Raw genomic sequence first — 23,322 nt, forward strand, 5'->3', positions numbered from 1 at the left:
GACTCCAAATCTGTTTAGGCTGCCTTGATACAATTACGGCCTGACTCTTTCGCACGATATAAGGCCTGGTCCACTTGTTCGACAAAATCGACAAGCTGATCGTGAGGACCTGGAACAATCGTACCGATGCCGATACTGATGGTCAGCAGCTGTGAAACCTCAGATTGCTGATGGCTAATTTGTAATTTCATCATTAATTGCTGGCAGCGCTCAGCGATTTTTACTGCAGCAGGATTATCAGTCTCCGGCAATAACATCACAAATTCCTCACCACCAAATCGGGCAAAAAAATCTCTGGATCGCGTAGCAGCTGAAGTGAGCGTCTGGGCAACCTGTTTTAAACAATCATCGCCCTGAATATGGCCATAACAATCGTTATATTGTTTGAAAAAATCAATATCCATTACCAGCAGAGACAGGGGTTGCTGGTGACGTTTAGCCGTCATCCATTCTTCTTCTAACACTTTGTCCAACATTCGTCGGTTAGGTATACCGGTCAGACCATCTTTAAAGGACAGTTCTTCCAGCTCTTTTTGCAAATCCAGCAATTTTTGTTCGGTTTCTTTTCGTTCAGTAATATCAAACATAAAACCAATCAAAGCTTCGACTTCACCCTGCTCATCTCTGACCACATGAACAACATCACGAATCCACACATAATGCCCATCTTTGGTCATTGCCCGATAATCGGCTTCATGATCAACACCGGCTTTTGACTGTGCAACACAGAAATCGACCACCCATTGTTGATCTTCAGGATGCATTCTTTCAGCCCACTCATTGACCGTTTGCCAGCTTTCTGGCGACCAGCCTAATAACTTCTCTATTTGTGGTCCGATGTAGGAAAAACGCATAGTTTTCCAGTCAATACGCCAGGGAATAGCTTTTGTAGATTCCAATAATGTTTTATAAACATCATTATTCTGGGTAATAGAAGTATCCATATCGCCCATAGGTATGATCCTTTTATCAAAACTCACTAATAAACTCATCACCCAAGAAAATGTCGGGCATTAACTCTGCTCAAACCTAAAGCTGCTGACGGCATTTATATCATTTACACCGAGATTTAACATCAATAGTCTATCGACACCGATAGCCACACCAGTACAAGCAGGTAACCCTGCATTGACGGCCGCAATTAAATGCTGATCCATTGGCATCATAGCTTTACCTTGTCGCTGACGGATAAGATTATCTTTGGCAAACCGCTGACTCAGTTCGTTAGCATCCAGGCATTCGTCATAGCCATTCGCCAGTTCAAGTCCTCGCGCATAGACTTCAAATCTGGCGGCCACTACTGCTCCATCATCTGACCGATGTAACTTTGCTAATTGTGCCTGTGAGGCAGGAAAATCATAAATAATATAGGGCTGACCCGACAAGGCTAATTGTGGTTCGATCAGTTCACTCATCAACAGTTCCAGCCAACCATCTTTGTCAGCTTGCCAGTCATCAGGCAGACTCGTTATTTTGCATATAGCAAACTGTTTGAGTTGCTGTTCACTCACATCACTCACGTCAATAGCGAGATACTGAGAAAACACCTGTTGGTAGCTCAATTTAACCGCAGCCGGTAAGCCCACGACACTTTGTAATAAATCATCGACTTCAGCCATCAGCTGGTGATAATTCAGACTAGGACGATACCATTCCAGCATCGTAAATTCTGGAGAGTGGTGTCGGCCCTGTTCACCATTACGGAACACTTTTGCTATTTGATAGATATCCCCCAAACCAGCAGCTAACAGCCGTTTCATCGCAAATTCAGGTGAAGTATGTAAATAACATGAGGTTTTCTGTCCACCAGCGGCAATATATTCCGTAGTGAAACTATCAAGGTACGGTGCGGTAGGCGCCGCATGAGACAGAATGGGCGTATCGACTTCCAGCACATCTCGCTGATAAAAAAAACGACGGATCTCAGTCAGAAACTGAGCCCGTCGCTTTAAATGATCCAGACTTGCAGAAGGTTGCCAGTCTTTATCGTACATATGAGGATTTAGTCTTTTGCGCGTTCAACATAGGATGAAGAGCGAGTATCGACTCTGAGGACTTCACCAATTTCAATAAATAATGGCACACGAACAACCGCACCTGTTTCCAGTGTAGCGGGTTTACCACCACCGCCTGAAGTATCGCCACGTACACCTGGATCGGTTTCAACCACAGCGAGATTAACGAAGTTAGGCGGTGTCACTAACAAAGGCGTGCCGTTCCATAATGTCACGGTGTAAACATATTGTTCTTTCAGCCAGTCTTTACTTTCACTGATGGCGTTGGCGTCGGCACCATATTGTTCAAATGAGGTTGGATCCATGAAATACCAAAACTCACCATCGGTGTATGAATATTCCAAATCGACTTCAATAACGTCAGCGCTTTCTACTGTATCGCCAGACTTGAACGTCCGCTCATTCACTCGGCCAGTTTTCAAGTTACGGAACTTAACACGATTAAATGCTTGGCCTTTACCCGGTTTAACAAATTCGTTTTCAATGATGCTGCATGGATCACCATCAAGCATAAACTTCAGGCCGGATTTGAATTCATTTGTACTATAACTTGCCATCTTAACCTCTTTTAGGGGACGATCTTCGCTTGCTTCAAAATAAAAGCCACTATGATACCGCAAACCACCACCGTAAAGACAAAACAAAACTGGCAGCACTCACTTGCTAACGCCGTAAACAATGCCGACCAGTTATTAGCGCTATTAGGGCTTAGCGGCCAACTATCGGCGATTGATAAAGATAAAATACGCCAGTTTCCTATTCGCGTTCCGCTCAGTTACATTAAAAAGATGCGCTACGGTGATGTGAACGATCCCCTACTTCGTCAGGTATTTCCTTTGCTTGATGAAGCTTATGAAATCGATGGATTTTATAGCGATCCGGTGGGTGATCATTTGGCGGTTAAGTCCCCTGGTATTTTGCAAAAATATCAGGGACGCGCTTTATTATTGATGACAGGTGCTTGTGCCATCCATTGTCGGTATTGTTTTCGTCGTCACTTTCCCTATTCAGAAAGCAATCCGCTGGCTGGTCAATGGCAGCAATCGCTGGATGTATTAAAAGCCGATACGTCAATTACTGAAGTTATCCTCAGTGGTGGCGATCCGCTCTCACTGAATGATGAAAAACTAAATAAGGCGATAAGCGATCTGAATAAAATCCCGCATTTAAAACGGCTTCGAATTCATACCCGGCTACCCGTAGTATTGCCAGAACGTATCACAGACTCGCTGTTGGACTGTCTGCAAAATACCCATCTGAAAGTGGTGATGGTGATTCATGCGAATCACGCCAATGAAATTGATGAGGAAGCGGCACAGGTGCTGTATGCCCTAAGGCAAGCTGATGTGCAATTACTGAATCAAACAGTGTTATTAAAAGGGATTAACGATTCTGTAGAGGCACTTGGAGACTTGAGTGAACGTTTAAATGAAGTCGATGTGCAGCCTTATTACCTGCATTTGCTGGATAAAGTAGCCGGTGCCCATCATTTTGATGTGGAAGAAGAAATAGCGGTTAATTTGATTGAGGCTTTGAGAAAACAATTGCCTGGCTACCTTGTGCCCCGTCTGGTACGTGAGCAACAAGGTGAAGCCAGTAAAACCGTGATTAGCTAGACTAACGCTTGTCTATTGGTGTGTAATCACGCATATCACTACCCACATAAATTTGTGTCGGTCTGTAAATGCGATTATCACAGATTTGTTCACGCCAGTGAGCCAACCAACCTGCAGAGCGAGCGACAGCAAATAAAGCGGTGAATTCGTCTTCAGGAATGCCCATTTCGCTATAAAGAATGCCTGAATAGAAATCGACATTAGGGTAAACACCTTTATGCCCTAAACGATCAGCACAGACTTCTTCCAGTTTTAATGCGGTATCAAACATATCGTCCAGATGACCACCACGTTCAGCCACTAACTGCTCAACCAGTTTATGCAAAATGGTGGCACGCGGGTCTTTGACCTTGTACTCACGGTGGCCCATTCCCCAGATAACTTCTTTGTTTTTCAGCTTCTGATCAACCCAGCTTTCGACATTCTTCGGTGAGCCTATCTCCTGCAACATGCCAACGACACGTTGATTGGCACCGCCATGTAATGGTCCAGATAAGGTACCAATAGCAGCTGAAATAACACTATATGGTGTAGCAAGTGTCGAACCTGCGACTAATGCCGCAAAAGTGGAAGCATTCAAGGTATGTTCTGCATGCAAAATCAAACACACATCCATAATTTTTGCCATTAATGGATCCGGTTCTTCACCGTTAAACATATATAACAAGTTTTCTGCGACGGAGAGATCGTGCTTTGGATTAACCGGGTCCCAGCCATTACGGATGTGTTCCCACATCGCCACCAGTGGTGCCATTTGAGCGATGATATTCACCGTCATATTACGTACGTAATCCAGATCTTCACAGCTGTTAGCATCTGTCAGACATTCCGTGCCTGGATAGAACATTCCCAGACTGGATACAGCCGTTTGCAACATATCCATGGGATGACCGGTATGGGGAAAATGCCGCATCATCTGACGAATGTGATATTTGATGCGGTAATTATCTTTTAACTGTTGGGAAAAATCGTTTAATGCTTTTTTAGTAGGTAACTCGCCATCTAATAAAAGCAGGGTGGTCTCTTCAAATGTACTGTTTTCAGCAAGAGTTTCGAGTGGATAACCACGATAACTCAGTATGCCTTTTTCACCATCAATAAATGAAATGGCTGACTTTGTTGCGGGTACACCTTCCAGGCCTGGTAAAAAATCACTCATCTACAACCTCATAATTATCTTGATGGTGGAGATTATCGGAAAAGCTGGCATTATACTGCATTGCAGATACAGCAGCATCACCGATGTTCTTAACTACTGATTTTACGGGGTTATCTAAGAATATCTGACCAGATATTATGTGCCCACGCATCGGCAAACTCGCCTTCTAACAACGTAGGTGTTGGTGTTATCCCCCCACCTGGCATCACCGCCATTTTTTCCGTCTTTGGATCATATCTGAACACAGCCGCGACATGGCCTGCTTTTTCTCCGTCAGTAAAACTATAGCAGGTATTACCAAATACCGGTTCAGGTTCAACATCCTGCTCATCCAATAATGCAATGACCGCCGCTGCACATACCTTTGCCTGCACATTCGCAATATGACCAGATTTGGGTAAGGTAGATGCTACTGCATCTCCTATCACATGAACATCCTTAACAGCGGTTGACTCATATGTTCTGAAATCAACCTCGCACCAGCGTTTATCCACATTAATCACGCCTGCCAGCTCAGCGACCTTACCCGCCCTTTGTGGGGGTATCACATTCAAAACATCCGCCTGAACACTATCAAAAACGCTTTCAACCCTCAGTGAATCAACATCGATATTTTCAACTGCATTGCTGGGCTGATACTCAATGATATCAGCATATAAATCATCCCATACCCCTTTGAATAAGGCTTTTTTTGAGATGATGTCACCATTAGCATCCAGAATAATTAATTTTGCCGTAGGATTGTGATGTTTCAAAAATAAAGCTATTTGGCAGGCACGTTCATAGGGGCCGGGAGGGCAGCGAAATGGCGCTTGTGGAATGGTCATCACCACTTTTCCACCTTTAGGCATCGCTTTTAATTGTTCATGCAATAACTGGGTTTGTGGTCCGGCTTTCCAGGCATGAGGGATTTTGGTCTCAACAATCTCCGGCGTCAGCATACTCAGTTGGTCATAGATAAAATCAACGCCAGGCGCAACAATCAGACGATCATAGTCAACGACTGAACCATCGCTGAGCCGAACATTTTTCTTATCGACATCAACCGCATTTACTGTGGCCTGAATCATTTTAACGCCATAGTGAGAAGTCAGCGTGTGATAATCAAAGGTTAATTGTTGTAGGGTTCGGTGACCGCTTAGCACTAAATTACTCTGCGGGCAGGAGACAAAAGCGCTTTTCTTTTCGATCAGAATCACTTCCAGATCCGGTGACCACATGCGTAAATATTTGGCGGCAGTGGCACCCGCAAACCCGCCACCAATGATCACAACACGTTGAGGCTTTCTAGACGGAGTCATCATGGCTGAGCTTATATTCGGAAATGCGGCTAACGCAGATACCGTTATAGCTCTTTTCATCACTTGCCGGCGATTAATGGCCATAATAACTCCCCTACTTAATCAAGAAACGTGCTCACCCTGTGCCTGTAAATCGGCATGATAAGAAGAACGCACCATCGGACCACTGGCAACATGCTCAAAGCCCATTTGTTTACCTGTCACGGCAAGTTCATCAAACTCGGCTGGCGTAATAAAGCGCTCAACGGCTAAATGATGTCTGCTGGGTTGCAGGTATTGTCCCAAAGTCAGCATGCGACAACCATGGTCACGTAAGTCCTGCATGACCTGTTTAACTTCATCGATGGTTTCACCCAAGCCCAGCATCAAACCAGATTTGGTCGGCACATCGGGATGCATTTCCTGGAAACGTTTGATTAAATCCAAGGACCACTGATAGTCAGAACCTGGTCTGACGGCCTTATACAATCGTGGAATACTTTCCAGATTATGATTAAAGATATCCGGCGGACTTTGTTTCAGAATATCGAGCGCCACATCCATACGACCGCGAAAGTCTGGCACCAGTACTTCAATATTGGTTTGCGGTGACTGTTGACGAATTTCATCGATACAACGAACAAAATGGGCCGCTCCACCATCACGTAGATCATCACGATCGACTGAGGTCACCACAACATGCTTCAGTTGCATAGCAGCAATGGTTTTTGCCAGATGTGCTGGTTCGTTCTCATCTAATGGATCAGGACGACCATGCGCCACATCACAAAACGGGCAGCGTCGGGTACAGATATTGCCCATAATCAGAAACGTCGCTGTGCCATGCGAAAAACATTCCCCTAAATTAGGACATGCAGCCTCTTCGCAGACGGTATGCAGCTTGTGCTCACGTAACATATCTTTGATATGTTTTACTTTCGGATCACCGTGCGATTTGGCCCGAATCCACTCTGGTTTTCGTTTTGGCTCGCTCGGTTCAATTTTTATGGGAATACGGGAAACCTTTGATTCGCCCTTCAGAGCGCGAACATCTCGTCTTCCGTCAAGTATTTCAGTCATGTTTTATCCTAATTGCGTCTGCTGCTGAAAAGCAGACACAAATTGTTGTTTCGCTTCTGTCATTGTTATATCAATGCCCAGCGATCTAATATCAATTACTTCCATGCCAGCATAACCGCATGGATTAATGTAGCTAAAGGGTGTCAAATCCATATCAATATTCAGACTGACGCCGTGATAGCAGGCCCCTCGTTTCACTCGTAAACCCAGCGAAGCGATTTTTCGCTCATCAACATAGACACCAGGCGCATCCTGTCTAGCATAGGCATCAACACCGTATTGCGCGAGCAGATTCACGACTGTCTGCTCAATATTCGTCACCATTTGTCTTACGCCAATCCCAGCTCGGCGCAAGTCAATTAAGGTATACACAACCAGTTGTCCGGGACCATGATAGGTCACCTGGCCACCACGATCTGTGGATACAACGGGAATCGCAGAATCCATCAAAATATGGGCAGCATCACCATTTGCCCCTTGGGTAAATACGGGACTGTGTTCCAGTAACCATAACTGATCTTCTGTGTCAGCCTGTCGTTTGAGCGTAAAAGACTGCATGGCATCAACTGTTGGCAGATAATCAACCAGCCCCAGATCTTTAATCTGCATGAACGTTAAAGTACGTACTTAATCGCGTCGTGATCACTCAAATCCTGATAAATGGCATCGAGCTGAGGTTTACTTGTCGCTCTTATTGTTACTGTGACCGAGGTAAACTTGCCACCAGAGCTTTGTTTCTGGCTGACAGCTCCTTCAGCAATATCATCAACATGACGCCTGACAATTTCCACCACGATGCTATCAAGTTCTTCACTCGACTCCCCCATGGCTTTAATAGCAAAGTCACAAGGAAACTCTAATAATGTGTCTTGTTGTTCTTGTTCACTCATTGATTCGCCTCCAACTTATCACGTTGGTATAGTGCATCCAGTTTCTGCCAGAGGGGTCCAGGAATTCCATGCCCTACGGGCTTATCATCCAACGTCGTCACCGCTAATAACTCCCGCGTTGAGCTACTAATCCAAATCTCATCAGCTTGGGTAAGCCTGTCTGCTGTCACCGATTCTTCCTTGTATGGAATATTGGCTTTAGCAGCCAGCTCTAACACGAAGTCACGGGTGATACCGGGTAAAACCGTATTATCTTTTGCTGCCGTATAGATCACACCATCAAAAACAGCATAGCTATTACTGGCTGAGCCTTCAGTCATCACACCATCGCGAATCAAAATGGCTTCTCCAGCTCCTTTCTCGTGCGCCTGCTGTCTTAGCATCGTGTTTGGTAACAAAGTAATAGCTTTGATATCGCAGCGCTGCCAACGAATATCGTCGACAGTGATCGCTTTGATCCCCTGTTCTTTGTATGACTCAGGTACCGAATTAAGCGGATTACTCATCATAAAGACAGTCGGCTTAACCCCTTCCGGAAAGACATGTTCACGTGGAGCCACGCCCCGTGTTACCTGCAAATAAACCGCCTGATTATCACTGTCATTCTGCTCAATCAGCTGCGTGATTAATTGTGTCCAACGCTCATCATCAAACGGATTTGTTAGATGGATGCCATCCAGACTGCTTTGTAGTCGGGATAAATGTGCCTTTAAACGAAAAGGTTGGCGACCATAGACAGGGATCACTTCGTAGACACCATCCCCAAATAAAAACCCCCGGTCATAAACAGATACCTTTGCCTGCTCAGCAGGCAAAAAGGTATCGTTTAAGAAAACCGTTGCCATGGACTGTTAACCCCAGATCCACAGCATGATTTCATCAATCAGGCGACGCCACCAACTACCTTGCTCAACATCATTTAATGCAACTAATGGTTGTTTTGCTACCACTTCATCACCAAGACGAATATCGACTTCACCTAATACTGTACCGGCTTTAACAGGCGCAATAACCGGTTGCTGAATATTTGTCGTCGCTTGAAGCTGATCATACTGACCACGAGGTACGGTGACCGATAATGGCTTAGCCAGGCCCAGTGATAATTGATCCGTCGCGCCTTTCCATACTTTGGTATCGATAATGCCGGTGTTGGCTTTGTATAACTGATGTGTTTCAAAGAAACGGAAACCGTAGTTCAGTAATTTTTGTGTTTCCTGTGCACGCGCGTTTTCACTGCGAGTGCCAAGTACCACAGAAATTAAACGCATATCACCACGCTTTGCAGAGGCAGCGAGACAAAAACCGGCTTCTTCTGTATGACCTGTTTTTAAGCCATCCACACTATTATCACGCCATAACAGTTTGTTACGGTTATGCTGAGTAATGCCATTGTAGGTATATTCTTTTTCTGAATACCATTCGTAATGTTCGGGGAAATCACGAATCAAAGCGGCTGATAAAATCGCAATATCATGAGCTGTTGTGTAGTGATCAGGGTCAGGCAAACCCGTGGCATTCATATAGTTGGTGTTGTACATGCCGAGTTGCTGAGCATACTGATTCATCATCTGAGCAAAGGTTTCTTCACTACCGGCAATATGCTCAGCTAAAGCGACAGCGGCATCATTACCTGACTGCACAATCATACCGCGCATTAAAGATTCCAGACTGACCTTAGTATTAACCTCCATAAAGCTGCGTGAACCTTGCATACGCCAGGCTTTTTCACTAATCAACACTTCATCATCCAGATGAATATTGCCTGCATGCAGTTCATGAGACACGACATAAGAAGTCATCAGTTTGGTGATACTTGCCGGTGGTAATTTTTCATCGGCATTTTCTTCAGCAAGAATTCGACCGCTATCGTAATCCATCAAAATATAGGATTTTGCCGCGACACTCGGCGCAGACGGCTGAGGTGTGATTGCACCTGCAAAAACCTGGGTAAATGCAAATAAAAAGGACAGAAATAAAACAACTTTCGTGGTTTTCAGCATATTGAACTCTCTGAATCTAAATGTTTAATCGATAACGATGTGCGAATTGGGAAAGCCAAGACCAGCGACTTTCGTTGCAAGGCTATCACCTTGTTCAACGCTGCTTAATGGCCCTATACGCACACGATATAGGGTTCCCTGCGAACTTTTAAAAGGCGTGATCGTAATCACACCTGTAATTTCATGCTGTAATTTCCGTTTAACTTGCTCAGCACGGCTAAGGCTACTGAAGGCCCCCACTTGCAGGAACATTTCTGCTGAGCTTATTGACTTTACCGAAGCAGTCACCTCAGATGCTGGCTCCTTTACTACTGGAGTCACCGTATTGGCTTTGCCCGGTGTTGTCAGTGCACGGATTTCCACAAGTCCAGTACCTTTCGCAATGATACCGAGTTTGGTCGCTGCACTATATGATAAATCAATCAGACGGTTTTCGTGAAATGGACCGCGATCGTTGACCTTCACAATCGCTTTTTTACCATTTTCCAGATTAGTCACTTCGACATAAGTTGGCAGCGGCAAAGTCTTGTGCGCAGCCGTCATTTTGTACATATCGTAAATTTCACCACTCGATGTTCTGCGTCCATGGAATTTGGTGCCATACCATGAAGCAATACCTTTCTCATGGTACCCCTCTGCACTACTTAGGGTGTAATAATTTTTACCTAATACTTTGTACTGACGTGGATTGCCATATTTACTTAAGGGTTCATTTTTAGGAACGGCATCAGGCACATTACTGAGATCCGGAACACGAGTCGGTGCACTATCCTGATCCTGTTTGACAACACCAACACCTCCACCGCAAGAAGTTAAAAAGCCGATCAGCAATAATATTGCTGACCGGTGTACCACTAACCTCATTTTGTATTATCCATTTTTTCTCGAATAGCTTGTGCTAATTGATACACAGCCATGGCATACATTCGGCTGTGATTGTAGCGGGTAATCGCATAAAAATTTTGACGTCCTAACCAATACTCTTCACCGTCTTGTTGAGTTAAACCAACGACGGATAAAACATCTTGGCCAGCTGGCAATTGTGACAGTGAGAAGCCTGCTTCCTGCAGCTGTTGTCGTGTGAACGCTGGCTTAAGATCATTCGCTAACATCGCTTGTGGAAGCGATTTACTGGCCTGAGTGCGATGTACAATCGACTGACCGGGCACCCAACCATGTAACTTCAAATAATTGGCAATACTGCCAATGGCATCTGTTGGGTTCGTCCAGATATCACGATGTCCATCACCATCAAAATCAACAGCATAGGCAAGATAACTACTTGGCATAAACTGTCCAAGCCCCATGGCACCGGCATATGAACCTACAGGTTCAAGCTCTGATATTTTCTCTTCATGCGTCAAAACCAGAAACTTTTCCAGCTCACTACGGAAGAAAGGACTGCGTGGAGGATAACGGAAAGCCAAGGTCGATAAGGCATCAATTACTCTGTATCCCCCCATATGCTGACCATAGCGGGTTTCAACACCTAATATCGCGATAATGATTTCTGCAGGCACGCCATATTGTTTTTCAGCCGCTTCCAGGGCTTCTTTATGCTGTTGCCAGAATTCATACCCGCCATTAATACGCGAGTCAGTGATAAAAATATTCCGGTACTCATACCAGGGTTTACTTTTTTCTGCCGGTCTGGAAATAGCTTTAAGAATGGCATCCTTCACTTCGACCTGATCAAAGACATTTTCTAACTCAGCACGATCAAGACCGTGTTTGACGACCATTTCATCGATAAATTGCTCGACATCTGGCAATTGGTCATTGGCTTGCAAATTAAGACTGGCAAGCAGCAGCAAAGAACTGAATAGCTTTTTTTTCACGGTGACATCATCCTTCGGTGAGTATGAATAGACATCAGGATACCGAAGCCTGCCAGCAGGGTCACCATAGACGTTCCCCCATAACTGATTAAGGGCAACGGCACCCCTACAACGGGTAACAATCCTGTTACCATCCCAACATTAACGAACACATAGACAAGGAAAGTAATAGAAATACTTCCTGCTAATAATCTGGCAAAGCTGCTTTGAGCCTGGCTGGCAATATACAGCCCTCTGCTGGCAACCAATAAATAAATGAATAGTAAAATGGCCACCCCTACCAGGCCGAACTCTTCAGAGATGACCGCAAAGATGAAGTCGGTGGATCGTTCAGGCAAAAATTCCAGATGCGATTGTGTTCCCTGCAACCAGCCCTGACCAAATAAACCACCTGAACCAATCGCAATTTTAGACTGAATGATATGGTAGCCGGCACCCAGAGGATCATTTTCCGGATTTAAAAAAGTCAGAACACGACGCCGCTGATAATCGTGCATGAAATACCATAAAACCGGCGCAGCTGATGCACATGCCACTAAAAAACTAATGATAATCTTCCAGCTGATTCCAGCTAGAAACAACACAATCAGTCCCGAACTGGCAATCAGAATGGCTGTCCCCAAATCAGGCTGCTTGGCAATTAAGAATGATGGTAAACCGATCAGTATCAAGCCAGAAAGAATGCGCCAGGCTGATGGCGGCAAAGGCCGTTCAGCAATATAGGCTGCTATTAAAATAGGTACCGCTAACTTGATAATTTCAGAAGGCTGAAAACGGAAGAATCCCAGATTAAGCCAACGTTGAGCACCTTTACCTTCATGACCGAATAGTAAAACCGCAATCAACAAAATCAAACCAAACCCATACAACCAATAAGCATTATCGCGCAGCCGATCCGGATCAATCTGTGCAATCACTATCATTACTGTTAAGGCCATACCTATCCTGACCAGCTGCCGCAGAATGATGCCAAAGTCCTGGCCTCCGGCACTAAACAACATCATCAAACCAGCCCCTATCAGAACCAGCAAGCCAAGCGATAATAACGGGTCGATATGAAAACGTCTCAGCATCGAAGACAGTTGCCACTGTTGTGATTTTCTACTGTCTGTTAGCAGGCTACTCATCGACTTTAAGTCCAAAATATTGTTGAATTAATTTTCTGGCAATCGGTGCGGCCACTTTACTACCACTACCACCATTTTCGACTACAACAGCGACCGCAAACTCGGGTTTATCTGCAGGTGCGAAGGCAATAAATAAGGCATGATCATGCAGTTTTCGCTCCAACGTTTCAGCGTCGTATTCTTCATCCTGAGCAATACCGAAGACTTGAGCGGTGCCCGTTTTACCAGCCACTTTGAACGGCATATCTTTTCCTACCGATCTGGCTGTGCCCCGCGCGCCATGAATCACTTCTACCATCGCCTGCACCACATTTTCCCAGTTCTGACTATTTTGCATCGGCAAATTGTTCATGATCTCGCTATTTCTGAGATTCATATCGGTTTGCCCGGCAGGACGGGTTGCCCTGACTACCTGTGGCTGCATCGAAATCCCACGCATAGCCAGCGTCGCAGTGGCATGAGCCAATTGTACGGGTGTGGTTTGATTAAAGCCTTGTCCAATTCCTGAAATCAAGGTTTCGCCAGGGAACCAGGCTTGATTACGACTGGCTCGTTTCCACTCACTGGAAGGTGACAAGCCTTCACTTTCATTAGGTAAATCAATCCCACTGCGATGCCCGAAGCCAAAATAGTCTAAAAAGTTGTGTAAGCGATCAATGCCTAATGTATGCGCCAGATCATAAAAATAGACATCACAGGACTGAGCAACAGCGTCTTTCATATCCACCATGCCATGGCCATAACTTTTCCAACAGCGATAGCGATGGCTACTGCCAGGCAAACTATACCAGCCGGGACAATAGGTTTTGGAATGCTCATCCACAACGCCAAGTTCCAAGCCAGCAAGTGCAACAAATGGTTTCAGTGTTGAACCAGGGGGGTAATGCCCACGAAGTGCCCTGTCAAATAAAGGACGGTCAGGCGAATCTCTCAATTCACCATATTCCTTGCTACTGATACCTGAAACAAACGAATTTGGATTGTAGTCAGGCTTGCTGACCAAGGCTAAAACCCCACCATTTCGCGGATCAATAGCGACAATGGAGCCGTTGTAATCCCCCAGAGAATCAGCAGCCACTCGCTGCAAATTAATATCCAGATTCAGAAATAAATCATCACCCGATTGCGAAGGTACCGACATTAATTCTCGAACAATACGGCCCTGCACATTCGTTTCAACTTGACGATAACCAACGCTGCCATGCAAGGTATCTTCGTATTGTTTCTCAATACCTGTCTTACCTATTTGAGAAGTACCTTTGTAATCTTTCTGATCAATGAGTTCCATATCACGTTCATTGATACGGCCCACATAACCAACAGCATGGGCAAACAGATTATTTTGCGGATAGTGACGAATCAACCGGCCTTCGATGTCCACACCGGGAAATCGATAACGGTTAGCAGAAAATCTAGCGACTTCCTCTTCTGTCAATCGCTGCCGAATAACCACGTGATGAAAACGGCGTTGACGTTTCATCCGGTCTTTAAAGGCATCAATATCCTCTTCAGATAAAGCTAAAAGCTGACTTAACTCTTTCAGTGTCTGGTCAATATCTGGGACTTTTTCCGGCACCATTTCCAGGCTGAACGTTGGAATATTCTCGGCAAGCAGTACACCGTTACGATCATAAATCAGTCCGCGCTGTGGTGGCAGCGGTTCGATATCAACACGATTGCGGTTTGATAAAGAATCAAAGTGTTCATATTCAAACACTTGCAGATAAACCAAACGAAAGATAACGATGCCAAAAATAATGACCGAGAGTAGGCCGGAAAATAATAAACGTCCGTTTACCAGGCGACTTTCACGAAAATGATCTTTGAGGGTGAACTTTGATGCCATATCAAGTTCACGTCACCTGAAATGTGCGACGAATTTTACGTAACACCGCATACATTAATGGCCACAGAAGTGTACTGGTTAACACTGGCATCCAGCTTTCCCAATGTAATGTTGCCCGCGCTACCGCCACATCAATAAATTCAACCAAAAATACAACAGATAGAATGGTCAAAGCCTGTTGCCATAGCGGATATTGACGTAATTGAAGATGGAAACGGGCTATTAAATAGATGGCCAATGCATAACTAAAAGCCATCACACCCAATATGCCGCCCATGGTCACATCCATTATAAATCCAGTACACCAGGCAACACCGATACTGACACGATGAGGTAAAGCCATTGCCCAGTAAATTAATGTCATGACGACCCATTCCGGACGAAAAAAACGGGCATAATCCGGTAGAGGTACCAGCATCATCAAAATAGCGATAATGAGTGTAATGACGATCACAAACCCGTTACGCGTTTTAATTGTCGTCGCCATGCTCTATCTCCGCTTTTGACGACTCAACATCCGCTTGTTTAGCTGGTAAACGCTCTGTTTGAATTTTTTCTCCTGGGAGCACCAACATCACCTCACGACTGGTAGACAGCTTCGCCGCAGGTTCAACTTTAATATCCGCAAAAGGTTTACCTTGGGGAAATTCGACTGACACCACTTTACCCACTGGATAACCGACCGGAAAGCGTCCACCCAGGCCAGATGTCACTAATAAATCACCTTCACGGACATCCGCATTGTGAGGCAAAAAGTCCATCTGCAGATATTCACCTAATCCACGCCCCGTTACGACAGCTCGTAAACCATTACGGTTAATCTGTACAGGTATGCTGTGGCTGGGATCAGTTAACAGCACCACTCGACTCGACACTTCTGATGTTTCCGTCACCTGTCCCATCACGCCCGTGGCATCTAATACCGGTTGACCAACATAGACACCATAATTCCTACCCTTATCAATCACCACCTGTTGAGAAAAGGGATCAAGGTCAATCGTCAACAATTCAGCAACCTGAACTCTCTCTTGGAGACGAAATGAAGAGCCTAACAACTCTTTCAATCGCATATTTTCTCGTTCTAAGGACTGTAGTTTCTGTAAACGAATACTCTGCAACATGTTATTCGCTTCCATCACGGTAATTTTTTCACGCAGTTGCTTACGATCCAGAAAAAAGTCATTAACCCAATCCGTTAAATCTGTGGGTAAAGAGGCAGCCGCCTGCATTGGATAAACAGCCGTCGACAAAGCCGAACGAACTGGCTTGAAATAATCCAGACGTGTGTCGAGAAAAAACACCAGAATTGATGCGATAACAGCCAGCATCATCCGGGTATTTAAAGAAGGTGTATGGGCGAATAAAGGTTTAATAACTCAAAGTCCAAAAACTAAAAGACCTTCGCAAATGAATAACACTTGCAAAGGTCTTGCTACTCAATCTAGTCACAATTACTCAAAGGTAAATACGTCAGTACCTTTTTCATCAATCATCTCAAGTGCACGACCACCGCCACGAGCGACACAAGTAAGTGGATCTTCTGCAATTATTGCTGGTAAACCAGTTTCTTCGATAAGCAGTCTGTCTAAGTCGCGCAATAATGCACCACCACCGGTTAACACGATACCACGCTCAGCGACATCAGCACCTAATTCTGGTGGCGTTTGTTCAAGCGCTGTCTTAACTGCTGCGACAATACCTGAAAGCGGATCTTGCAACGCTTCCAGAATTTCATTGCTATTCAATGTGAAGCTTCTCGGCACACCTTCAGCCAAGTTACGTCCACGCACTTCCATTTCACGAACTTCGTTACCTGGATAGGCTGAACCAATTTCTTTTTAATTTTTCTGCGGTGGATTCACCAATCAGCGTGCCGTAATTACGACGAACGTAATTAACAATGGCTTCGTCAAATAAATCACCACCAATGCGTACAGAGGCTGAATAAACGATACCGTTTAATGAGATAACAGCGACTTCTGTAGTACCACCACCAATGTCTAATACCATTGAACCACTGGCTTCATCTACCGGCATGCCCGCACCAATCGCTGCGGCCATCGGTTCTTCAATCAAAAAGACATCTCGTGCCCCTGCACCTGCGGCAGATTCACGAATTGCGCGACGCTCAACCTGAGTTGAACCACAGGTTACACAAACTAAAACGCGCGGACTTGGTTTTAAGAAACGCCCTTCATGCACTTTACGGATAAAATGCTGCAACATTTTTTCCGTTACCGTGAAATCAGCGATAACACCATCTTTTAATGGCCTGATTGCGGTGATATTACCCGGCGTTCGTCCCAGCATGCGTTTGGCTTCGACACCGACCGCAGCTATAGAACGAGGGCCTCCCGGACCTTTATCCTGACGAATAGCAACAACAGAAGGTTCGTCTAGTACGATACCTTTGCCGCGCACATAAATCAGCGTATTCGCTGTTCCAAGATCGATCGACAGATCGTTGGAGAAAATTCCACGTAAACGTTCAAACATTGAAGAAACCACACCTGAAAGGGGTAAAATAGATACTTTAGCAATGCTCTGGGCTGTTGGGCAAGCAACTAATCATTTAAACTTACTGCTTTGTTGAAGCAATTAACCTTTGGAACTGTCGATGAGTTTAGATAAACACGATGTAGAAAAAATCGCGCACCTCGCACGCCTGTCGATACAGGAAGATGACATCCCTCATTATGCACGGGATTTAAATAATATTCTCAATTTAGTTAACCAGTTGAGCGCAGCTGACACAAACGACATACTTCCTATGGCCCATCCTCTTGATGCACATCAACGTTTACGACCTGATGCGGTTACTGAAGTCAATCAGCGTGAAGCATTTCAGGCGATTGCTCCCAAAACTGAAGCCGGTGTCTATCTGGTTCCTAAAGTCATCGAATAAAGCAACACAGGCAAACACATGCATAACAAATCACTTTCAGAATTATCGGCAGCCCTGCACAACAGTGAAATAAGCAGTGTTGAACTCACACAGCATTATCTGAACCGTATCAATCAACACAACGGTACCTTAAATGCTTTCATCACGGTCACCGAAGAACGCGCACTAGAACAAGCAAAAGCGGCAGATAAATTACTGGCAGAAAAAAAAGCCGGCGCGCTAACCGGGATTCCTCTCGCCCATAAAGATATTTTCTGCACAAAAGGTATCCGCACCAGCTGTGGTTCCAAAATGCTGGATAAATTTATTGCGCCTTATGATGCCACCGTCGTTGAAAAAATCGATCAGGCAGGTATGGTCACTCTGGGTAAAACCAATATGGACGAATTTGCTATGGGTTCGTCTAACGAAACAAGTTGGTACGGCCCAGTAAAAAACCCATGGGATACTGACCGTGTGCCGGGTGGTTCATCAGGCGGCTCAGCAGCAGCTATGGCAGCGCGTTTAGCGCCTATCGCCACTGGTACTGATACCGGTGGTTCCATCCGCCAGCCGTCTTCTTTATGTAATCTTACTGGTCTGAAACCCACCTATGGTCGTATTTCTCGCTACGGCATGATTGCCTTTGCTTCCAGTTTGGATCAAGCAGGGCCGATGGCTAACAGTGCTGAAGATGCGGCTTGGTTAATGAACGTTATGTCAGGCTTTGATGAGAAAGATTCGACCAGTGTGGATCGTGATGTGCCTGATTACACGGCCAGTTTGAATGATTCACTGGAAGGCCTGACCATTGGCCTGCCTAAAGAATATTTTGGCGAAGGTCTTGATCCTCGTGTAGCAGCAACTGTTGAAGCCGCTATCAAAACGTATGAAAAAATGGGCGCGACATTAAAAGAAATTACCTTACCGAATACCGGTTTGGCTGTGCCGACATACTATGTGGTTGCCCCTGCAGAGTGTTCATCAAATCTGTCCAGAATGGATGGTGTACGATTTGGTCACCGTGCCGAAGATCCGAAAGACTTAATGGATCTTTACACCCGTTCACGTGGCGAAGGCTTTGGTGAAGAAGTCAAACGTCGCATTATGATTGGTACTTATGCCCTATCAGCGGGTTACTATGATGCTTATTACCTAAAAGCTCAGCAATGTCGTCGTCTTATCAGTAATGACTTCCAGGAAGCATTTAAAGAAGTCGATGTGATTATGGGGCCGACAGCCACCAACCCCGCTTTCCGTTTTGGTGAAAAAGCCGATGATCCGGTTGCCATGTATCTGGAAGATATCTACACCATCAATACCAATCTGGCGGGCTTACCCGGCATGTCAATTCCTGCTGGTTTTGTTGATAATTTACCCGTCGGTTTACAAATTATTGGTAACTATTTTGATGAGGCGAGATTATTAAATATTGGTCATCGTTACCAACAAGAAACAGATTGGCATCAACGTATACCGGATGCATTTAAATAAGAAATTAAAGGGGCTCATCGCCCCTTTTTTTCTACGCCTAAGCCAGGTCTATTTCTGTTATTCTTGCTTGAATAATCAATCTGGGTATGAGGAAACCGCTCGATGAAGGCAGCAGAGCTATTTGTCAAAGCACTTGAAAATGAAGGTGTTGAATATATTTTTGGTATTCCGGGAGAAGAAAACCTGGATGTGATGGATGCCTTGCTGGATTCACATATCCAATTTATTACGACTCGTCATGAGCAAGGTGCTGCTTTTATGGCGGATGTTTATGGTCGTCTTACCGGTCGTGCTGGCGTCTGTATTGCTACTTTGGGTCCAGGAGCGACCAACCTGATCACCGGAGTTGCGGATGCGAATATGGATCACGCACCATTAATTGCTATAGCTGGTCAGGCATCCACTCACCGCCTGCACAAAGAATCTCATCAAGTATTAGATCTGGAAGCGATGTTTCGGCCGATTACTAAATACGCCTCGCGTATTGTTAGTCCTGAAGTCATTCCAGAAGTGGTTCGAAAAGCATTTAAAGTCGCTCAAACAGAAAAAACCGGAGCCTGCTTTATTGAGTTTCCTGAGAATATTGCTGAGATGGAGATTGATGATGTCCCATTACGGGTCAAAAATGCCTCCGCTCCGGAACCTGCTGCAGAAGAAATTGAACGTGCGGCAGAAGTGATTTCCAATGCAAAAAGCCCGATCATTCTCGCTGGTAATGGTGTGATCCGTGCCGATGCCTGTAATGAACTGGCCGAGTTTTCAGAGAAATTGGGCATTCCTATCGCCAATACCTTTATGGCGAAAGGGGTTGTTCCTTTTCGTCACCCAATGGCATTAGGTAGTGTTGGTCTGCAATCTAATGATTATGCTAACTGTGGTTTTGCTAATGCTGATGTCATTATCTGTATTGGTTACGATATTGTGGAATACCACCCTTATCTATGGCATCCATCACGTGACAGAACCATCATCCATATCGACACAACACATGCAGAAGTCGATGCACACTACAGTATCAGTTTGGCGGTTGTTGGTAATATTCGCCACAGTCTCAACCGAGTGGCTGCACTAACGACACCGCATCAGGGCAAGGCTATGCGTACCCTGCGTGACAGCCTGATCACTGAGATGAATATTCACCGTGACGATATTGAGTTTCCGGTTAAACCACAAAAAATTATCTGGGATCTACGTACCGCGATGGATTTGCAGGATATTGTGATCTGTGATGTCGGTGCCCATAAAATGTGGATGTCTCGGATGTTCCGCTGTGAATACCCCAACACCTGCATCATATCCAATGGATTTGCCAGCATGGGTATTGCCGTACCGGGGGCGATTGCTGCTAAGTTAGCCAATCCACAACGCAAAGTTGTAGCCGTCACTGGTGACGCTGGCTTTTTGATGAACTCACAAGAAATCGAAACAGCCATGCGACTGAATATCGCCATTGTTATTCTGGTATGGAACGATGCCAGTTATGGCCTGATTGAGTGGAAACAACAAAATCAATTTGGCCGGACCAGTCATGTACAATTCACCAACCCAGATTTTGTTCAATACGCGCAATCTTTTGGTGCGTTTGGTGTCAGAGTTGAGAAGACAGAGCAATTAATGCCCATTCTAAAAGAAGCCTTAGACAGAAATACCGTGACGGTTATTGATTGCCCGGTTGATTATCGAGAGAACCTCAAACTAACAGAAGCATTAGGCCAACTAACGTTAACGATTTAATTTCACATGACACAGTTTATAAAACCCGCCATTGGCGTCATCGCTCTTGCGATCCTCGCAGTACTTATTTTTAATGTCGTCCAAACAAAACAAGGACTACCTGATCAAACCTTTACGGATTTGGATGGAAAGACACATTCATTTGAGGATTTTAAAGGGAAACCATTATTAGTTATTTTCTGGGCGACGGATTGTCCTGCCTGTGTCCAAGAGCTACCCGAACTCAAAGCGGTTTATAAAGAGTACGCGCCTAAAGGCTTAGGTGTTGTTAGTATTGCTTTAGCACATGATAAACCTGAACATTTACTGGCAATGCGGCTTGAAAAACAGATCCCTTATCTGATTAGCTGGGATAAAACTGGTAAATTGGCGGATGCTTTTAATAATGTGCGTGTTACCCCCACTCACTTTTTATACTCCGCTGATGGTGATGTTGTTATGCGCAAAATCGGTAGTGTGTCAAAAGAAATGCTCAGCGAGAAACTCAGCAGTATGGGGCTGTAGCAAATTCTAATACATTTACACTACACTTCTATAGTCTTATATGGTATAAAGTACGGCTTTGTAAATGCAGGCAGGGACCAAAATCGGCGCCCTGTGGTAAAAGTGTATCAGGAGCAGGTTTTAAAATGGCCAGAGTATGTCAGGTAACGGGCAAGCGCCCTATGAGCGGTAACAATGTTTCACACGCTCATAACAAAACAAAACGTCGTTTCTTACCCAACCTTCACTCACACCGTTTTTGGGTTGAGTCTGAAAATCGCTGGGTTAAGCTGCGTGTCAGCAACCATGGTCTGCGCATCATCGATAAGAGAGGGATTGATTCCGTTCTTACTGACATCCGCGCCCGTGGCGAAAAAATTTAGGAGTAAGACATGCGCGATAAAATTAAATTAGTCTCATCTGCGGGTACTGGTCACTACTACACCACAGACAAAAACAAACGTACTATGCCTGAAAAACTAGAGATCAAAAAGTTTGATCCAGTTGTGCGTAAACACGTTATGTACAAAGAAGCTAAAATCAAATAATGTTGTTCACAATATTATTTTAGAAAAACCCGCCTTCGCGGGTTTTTTTATGTCTGAAATCACACTATTATGGTTATTTCTTTATTATAAGTTCTGATACATGAGTGACGACGCTGATTTATCTTCTATCATTATCGCTAGGCAGCCTATATTTGATCGTCACTATAATACTTATGCTTATGAACTGTTATTCCGTAATAACCAAACATCACAATCAGCTGATTTAGATTATTACTCTGGCGATATCGCCACCACACGTGTTATCAATTACAGCTTTCTTGAACTGGGTATAGAGCGCGTTATCGGCAATCACCTGGCTTTCGTCAACTTGACCCGGAATTTTATACTAAGTGATGACCCAATACCTTTTGGTGGTGAGCGTGTTGTCCTGGAAGTGTTGGAGAATATTGAGGTTGATGAAGAACTGATTAATGCGGTTAAAAAACTAGCATTGAGTGGTTATCACATCGCACTTGATGATTTTATTTTCCATGAATCATTACGGCCACTTATTGAGCTAGCCTCCATCATCAAAGTCGATATACTTTCTTTATCAGAGTCGGAATTAAGGCATCATGTCGAGCGGCTTCGAGCGTTTCCAGTCAAGCTACTGGCAGAAAAAGTTGAAACCAAGGCTGAATTTGAACTGTGCATGGAATTGGGTTTTGACTATTTTCAGGGTTATTTTTTCTGTCGGCCTGAAATCATTAAAGATAATCCCATCCCTGATAATAAGATTAAACTGCTCGAGTTATTAGGTAAACTACAAGATCCGGATATTGAATTTAAAACGATAGAAGCAATCATTCGTCAGGATCCTGGTCTCAGTTTAAAGCTGTTACGTTTACTCAACTCAGCTGCGATAGGGTTTCCAAGACAGATAAACTCATTGCGTGAAGGCCTCGTTATTTTAGGTTTAAAAGCAATAAAAACCTGGACAACTTTGATTGTGATGAGTGAAATGAGTTCTGGACCGGCAGAACTAATTCATATGACATTGGTCAGAGCAAAAATGGCAGAAAAGATAGCAGCTCAATTTGGCTGCTCACCGGATAGTGGCTTTTTATTAGGCTTGTTTTCAACCATTGACACCATATTGTCAAAACCGATGGACGAAATTATTAAATCAATCCCACTCAGTAATGAATCGAGCCTTGCACTGATTAGTCGTGGTGGTATAAAAGGTCAACTATTAAACTGTGTTACTGATTATTGTGAAGGACATTGGAATAAGGTAGCCGATAGTACCGGACCATCACTGGAAGTGATGAGCAATGCCTATATTGAAGCCTGTCACTGGGCCACAATTACTCTCGATACGATTTAGT

24 protein-coding genes and 1 pseudogene are annotated in these 23,322 nt (G+C 44.6%); 8 read left to right on the forward strand and 17 right to left on the reverse strand.

Annotated features, from left to right (window positions below):
• Window positions 1-14: 14 nt before the first annotated feature.
• Genes MAMP_RS12830 through efp form a run of 3 tightly spaced genes read right to left on the reverse strand, consistent with a single transcriptional unit; the run spans window position 15 to window position 2,572 of the window.
• Window positions 15-953, reverse strand: a complete 939-nt coding sequence (locus MAMP_RS12830) for a GGDEF domain-containing protein (RefSeq protein WP_007146503.1) — start codon at window positions 951-953, stop codon at window positions 15-17.
• A 60-nt stretch (window positions 954-1,013) separates the two neighbouring features.
• On the reverse strand, window positions 1,014-1,994 hold the full coding sequence (gene epmA / locus MAMP_RS12835) for an EF-P lysine aminoacylase EpmA (RefSeq protein ID WP_007146504.1): 981 nt from the start codon (window positions 1,992-1,994) through the stop codon (window positions 1,014-1,016).
• An 8-nt stretch (window positions 1,995-2,002) separates the two neighbouring features.
• On the reverse strand, window positions 2,003-2,572 hold the full coding sequence (efp, locus tag MAMP_RS12840) for an elongation factor P (protein ID WP_007146505.1): 570 nt from the start codon (window positions 2,570-2,572) through the stop codon (window positions 2,003-2,005).
• A 51-nt stretch (window positions 2,573-2,623) separates the two neighbouring features.
• On the opposite strand from efp, the gene epmB reads away from it, so the two are divergent.
• A complete protein-coding gene (epmB, locus tag MAMP_RS12845; RefSeq protein ID WP_007146506.1) occupies window positions 2,624-3,631 on the forward strand; it encodes an EF-P beta-lysylation protein EpmB in 1,008 nt (335 codons plus the stop codon).
• A 1-nt stretch (window position 3,632) separates the two neighbouring features.
• On the opposite strand, the gene MAMP_RS12850 is transcribed toward epmB, so the two are convergent.
• The 14 genes and pseudogenes from MAMP_RS12850 to MAMP_RS12915 form a co-directional block, all read right to left on the reverse strand.
• On the reverse strand, window positions 3,633-4,790 hold the full coding sequence (locus MAMP_RS12850; RefSeq protein WP_007146507.1) for a citrate synthase: 1,158 nt from the start codon (window positions 4,788-4,790) through the stop codon (window positions 3,633-3,635).
• 110 nt (window positions 4,791-4,900) lie between these two features.
• The gene (locus tag MAMP_RS12855; RefSeq protein WP_007146509.1) at window positions 4,901-6,175 is read right to left on the reverse strand and encodes an NAD(P)/FAD-dependent oxidoreductase; all 1,275 of its coding nucleotides are present in this window, start codon (window positions 6,173-6,175) and stop codon (window positions 4,901-4,903) included.
• Between the two features lie 18 nt (window positions 6,176-6,193).
• On the reverse strand, window positions 6,194-7,150 hold the full coding sequence (gene lipA / locus MAMP_RS12860; RefSeq protein ID WP_007146510.1) for a lipoyl synthase: 957 nt from the start codon (window positions 7,148-7,150) through the stop codon (window positions 6,194-6,196).
• Between the two features lie 3 nt (window positions 7,151-7,153).
• Window positions 7,154-7,759: a lipoyl(octanoyl) transferase LipB gene (gene lipB, locus MAMP_RS12865; RefSeq protein WP_007146511.1), complete on the reverse strand. Its 606-nt coding sequence runs from the start codon at window positions 7,757-7,759 to the stop codon at window positions 7,154-7,156.
• Window positions 7,760-7,764: 5 nt separating this feature from the next.
• Window positions 7,765-8,040, reverse strand: a complete 276-nt coding sequence (locus MAMP_RS12870) for an HP0495 family protein (protein WP_007146512.1) — start codon at window positions 8,038-8,040, stop codon at window positions 7,765-7,767.
• The gene (gene dat / locus MAMP_RS12875) at window positions 8,037-8,885 is read right to left on the reverse strand and encodes a D-amino-acid transaminase (protein ID WP_007146513.1); all 849 of its coding nucleotides are present in this window, start codon (window positions 8,883-8,885) and stop codon (window positions 8,037-8,039) included. Before dat ends, MAMP_RS12870 begins: the two co-directional genes overlap by 4 nt.
• 6 nt (window positions 8,886-8,891) lie before the next feature.
• Entirely contained in the window at window positions 8,892-10,040 is a 1,149-nt protein-coding gene (locus tag MAMP_RS12880; protein WP_007146514.1) for a D-alanyl-D-alanine carboxypeptidase family protein, read from the reverse strand.
• Between the two features lie 24 nt (window positions 10,041-10,064).
• The gene (locus tag MAMP_RS12885; protein ID WP_007146515.1) at window positions 10,065-10,904 is read right to left on the reverse strand and encodes a septal ring lytic transglycosylase RlpA family protein; all 840 of its coding nucleotides are present in this window, start codon (window positions 10,902-10,904) and stop codon (window positions 10,065-10,067) included.
• Entirely contained in the window at window positions 10,901-11,878 is a 978-nt protein-coding gene (mltB, locus tag MAMP_RS12890) for a lytic murein transglycosylase B (protein ID WP_007146516.1), read from the reverse strand. The genes MAMP_RS12885 and mltB overlap by 4 nt, the downstream gene beginning before the upstream one ends.
• Window positions 11,875-13,005 (reverse strand): rod shape-determining protein RodA, encoded by a 1,131-nt coding sequence (gene rodA / locus MAMP_RS12895; protein ID WP_007146517.1) that lies wholly within the window; start codon window positions 13,003-13,005, stop codon window positions 11,875-11,877. Before rodA ends, mltB begins: the two co-directional genes overlap by 4 nt.
• Window positions 12,998-14,851, reverse strand: coding sequence for a penicillin-binding protein 2 (mrdA, locus tag MAMP_RS12900; protein WP_007146518.1), 1,854 nt, complete (start codon window positions 14,849-14,851; stop codon window positions 12,998-13,000). The genes rodA and mrdA overlap by 8 nt, the downstream gene beginning before the upstream one ends.
• A 7-nt stretch (window positions 14,852-14,858) precedes the next feature.
• Window positions 14,859-15,338, reverse strand: coding sequence for a rod shape-determining protein MreD (gene mreD / locus MAMP_RS12905; protein WP_007146519.1), 480 nt, complete (start codon window positions 15,336-15,338; stop codon window positions 14,859-14,861).
• On the reverse strand, window positions 15,322-16,224 hold the full coding sequence (gene mreC, locus MAMP_RS12910) for a rod shape-determining protein MreC (RefSeq protein ID WP_272941599.1): 903 nt from the start codon (window positions 16,222-16,224) through the stop codon (window positions 15,322-15,324). Before mreC ends, mreD begins: the two co-directional genes overlap by 17 nt.
• Before the next feature lie 78 nt (window positions 16,225-16,302).
• Window positions 16,303-17,347: pseudogene (locus MAMP_RS12915) on the reverse strand (rod shape-determining protein).
• 121 nt (window positions 17,348-17,468) lie between these two features.
• Here MAMP_RS12915 and gatC point away from each other — a divergent pair.
• From gatC to MAMP_RS12950, 7 genes are all read left to right on the forward strand, one after another.
• On the forward strand, window positions 17,469-17,756 hold the full coding sequence (gene gatC, locus MAMP_RS12920) for an Asp-tRNA(Asn)/Glu-tRNA(Gln) amidotransferase subunit GatC (RefSeq protein ID WP_007146523.1): 288 nt from the start codon (window positions 17,469-17,471) through the stop codon (window positions 17,754-17,756).
• An 18-nt stretch (window positions 17,757-17,774) separates the two neighbouring features.
• A complete protein-coding gene (gene gatA, locus MAMP_RS12925) occupies window positions 17,775-19,229 on the forward strand; it encodes an Asp-tRNA(Asn)/Glu-tRNA(Gln) amidotransferase subunit GatA (RefSeq protein ID WP_007146524.1) in 1,455 nt (484 codons plus the stop codon).
• 102 nt (window positions 19,230-19,331) lie between these two features.
• Window positions 19,332-20,963: an acetolactate synthase large subunit gene (locus tag MAMP_RS12930; RefSeq protein WP_007146525.1), complete on the forward strand. Its 1,632-nt coding sequence runs from the start codon at window positions 19,332-19,334 to the stop codon at window positions 20,961-20,963.
• 6 nt (window positions 20,964-20,969) lie between these two features.
• Window positions 20,970-21,467, forward strand: a complete 498-nt coding sequence (locus MAMP_RS12935) for a TlpA family protein disulfide reductase (RefSeq protein WP_007146526.1) — start codon at window positions 20,970-20,972, stop codon at window positions 21,465-21,467.
• A 125-nt stretch (window positions 21,468-21,592) separates the two neighbouring features.
• The gene (gene rpmB / locus MAMP_RS12940; RefSeq protein WP_007146527.1) at window positions 21,593-21,829 is read left to right on the forward strand and encodes a 50S ribosomal protein L28; all 237 of its coding nucleotides are present in this window, start codon (window positions 21,593-21,595) and stop codon (window positions 21,827-21,829) included.
• Window positions 21,830-21,838: 9 nt separating this feature from the next.
• Window positions 21,839-21,994 carry a 50S ribosomal protein L33 gene (gene rpmG / locus MAMP_RS12945; protein ID WP_007146528.1) on the forward strand — a complete coding sequence of 52 codons (156 nt, stop codon included), beginning with the start codon at window positions 21,839-21,841 and terminating at the stop codon, window positions 21,992-21,994.
• 100 nt (window positions 21,995-22,094) lie between these two features.
• On the forward strand, window positions 22,095-23,321 hold the full coding sequence (locus tag MAMP_RS12950) for an EAL and HDOD domain-containing protein (RefSeq protein WP_007146529.1): 1,227 nt from the start codon (window positions 22,095-22,097) through the stop codon (window positions 23,319-23,321).
• The last annotated feature ends 1 nt before the right edge of the window (window position 23,322 follow it).

The organism is Methylophaga thalassica MP, from assembly GCF_000214595.1.
Taxonomy (GTDB): domain Bacteria; phylum Pseudomonadota; class Gammaproteobacteria; order Nitrosococcales; family Methylophagaceae; genus Methylophaga; species Methylophaga thalassica.

Excerpts from the sequence above, each read along its gene's own strand:
- MAMP_RS12830 (WP_007146503.1), bottom strand. The coding sequence starts at position 953 with ATGGGCGATATGGATACTTCTATTACCCAGAATAATGATGTTTATAAA.
- epmA (WP_007146504.1), bottom strand. The coding sequence starts at position 1,994 with ATGTACGATAAAGACTGGCAACCTTCTGCAAGTCTGGATCATTTAAAG.
- efp (WP_007146505.1), bottom strand. The coding sequence starts at position 2,572 with ATGGCAAGTTATAGTACAAATGAATTCAAATCCGGCCTGAAGTTTATG.
- epmB (WP_007146506.1), top strand. The coding sequence starts at position 2,624 with ATGATACCGCAAACCACCACCGTAAAGACAAAACAAAACTGGCAGCAC.
- MAMP_RS12850 (WP_007146507.1), bottom strand. The coding sequence starts at position 4,790 with ATGAGTGATTTTTTACCAGGCCTGGAAGGTGTACCCGCAACAAAGTCA.
- MAMP_RS12855 (WP_007146509.1), bottom strand. The coding sequence starts at position 6,175 with ATGGCCATTAATCGCCGGCAAGTGATGAAAAGAGCTATAACGGTATCT.
- lipA (WP_007146510.1), bottom strand. The coding sequence starts at position 7,150 with ATGACTGAAATACTTGACGGAAGACGAGATGTTCGCGCTCTGAAGGGC.
- lipB (WP_007146511.1), bottom strand. The coding sequence starts at position 7,759 with ATGCAGATTAAAGATCTGGGGCTGGTTGATTATCTGCCAACAGTTGAT.
- MAMP_RS12870 (WP_007146512.1), bottom strand. The coding sequence starts at position 8,040 with ATGAGTGAACAAGAACAACAAGACACATTATTAGAGTTTCCTTGTGAC.
- dat (WP_007146513.1), bottom strand. The coding sequence starts at position 8,885 with ATGGCAACGGTTTTCTTAAACGATACCTTTTTGCCTGCTGAGCAGGCA.
- MAMP_RS12880 (WP_007146514.1), bottom strand. The coding sequence starts at position 10,040 with ATGCTGAAAACCACGAAAGTTGTTTTATTTCTGTCCTTTTTATTTGCA.
- MAMP_RS12885 (WP_007146515.1), bottom strand. The coding sequence starts at position 10,904 with ATGAGGTTAGTGGTACACCGGTCAGCAATATTATTGCTGATCGGCTTT.
- rodA (WP_007146517.1), bottom strand. The coding sequence starts at position 13,005 with ATGAGTAGCCTGCTAACAGACAGTAGAAAATCACAACAGTGGCAACTG.
- mrdA (WP_007146518.1), bottom strand. The coding sequence starts at position 14,851 with ATGGCATCAAAGTTCACCCTCAAAGATCATTTTCGTGAAAGTCGCCTG.
- mreD (WP_007146519.1), bottom strand. The coding sequence starts at position 15,338 with ATGGCGACGACAATTAAAACGCGTAACGGGTTTGTGATCGTCATTACA.
- gatC (WP_007146523.1), top strand. The coding sequence starts at position 17,469 with ATGAGTTTAGATAAACACGATGTAGAAAAAATCGCGCACCTCGCACGC.
- gatA (WP_007146524.1), top strand. The coding sequence starts at position 17,775 with ATGCATAACAAATCACTTTCAGAATTATCGGCAGCCCTGCACAACAGT.
- MAMP_RS12930 (WP_007146525.1), top strand. The coding sequence starts at position 19,332 with ATGAAGGCAGCAGAGCTATTTGTCAAAGCACTTGAAAATGAAGGTGTT.
- MAMP_RS12935 (WP_007146526.1), top strand. The coding sequence starts at position 20,970 with ATGACACAGTTTATAAAACCCGCCATTGGCGTCATCGCTCTTGCGATC.
- rpmB (WP_007146527.1), top strand. The coding sequence starts at position 21,593 with ATGGCCAGAGTATGTCAGGTAACGGGCAAGCGCCCTATGAGCGGTAAC.
- rpmG (WP_007146528.1), top strand. The coding sequence starts at position 21,839 with ATGCGCGATAAAATTAAATTAGTCTCATCTGCGGGTACTGGTCACTAC.
- MAMP_RS12950 (WP_007146529.1), top strand. The coding sequence starts at position 22,095 with ATGAGTGACGACGCTGATTTATCTTCTATCATTATCGCTAGGCAGCCT.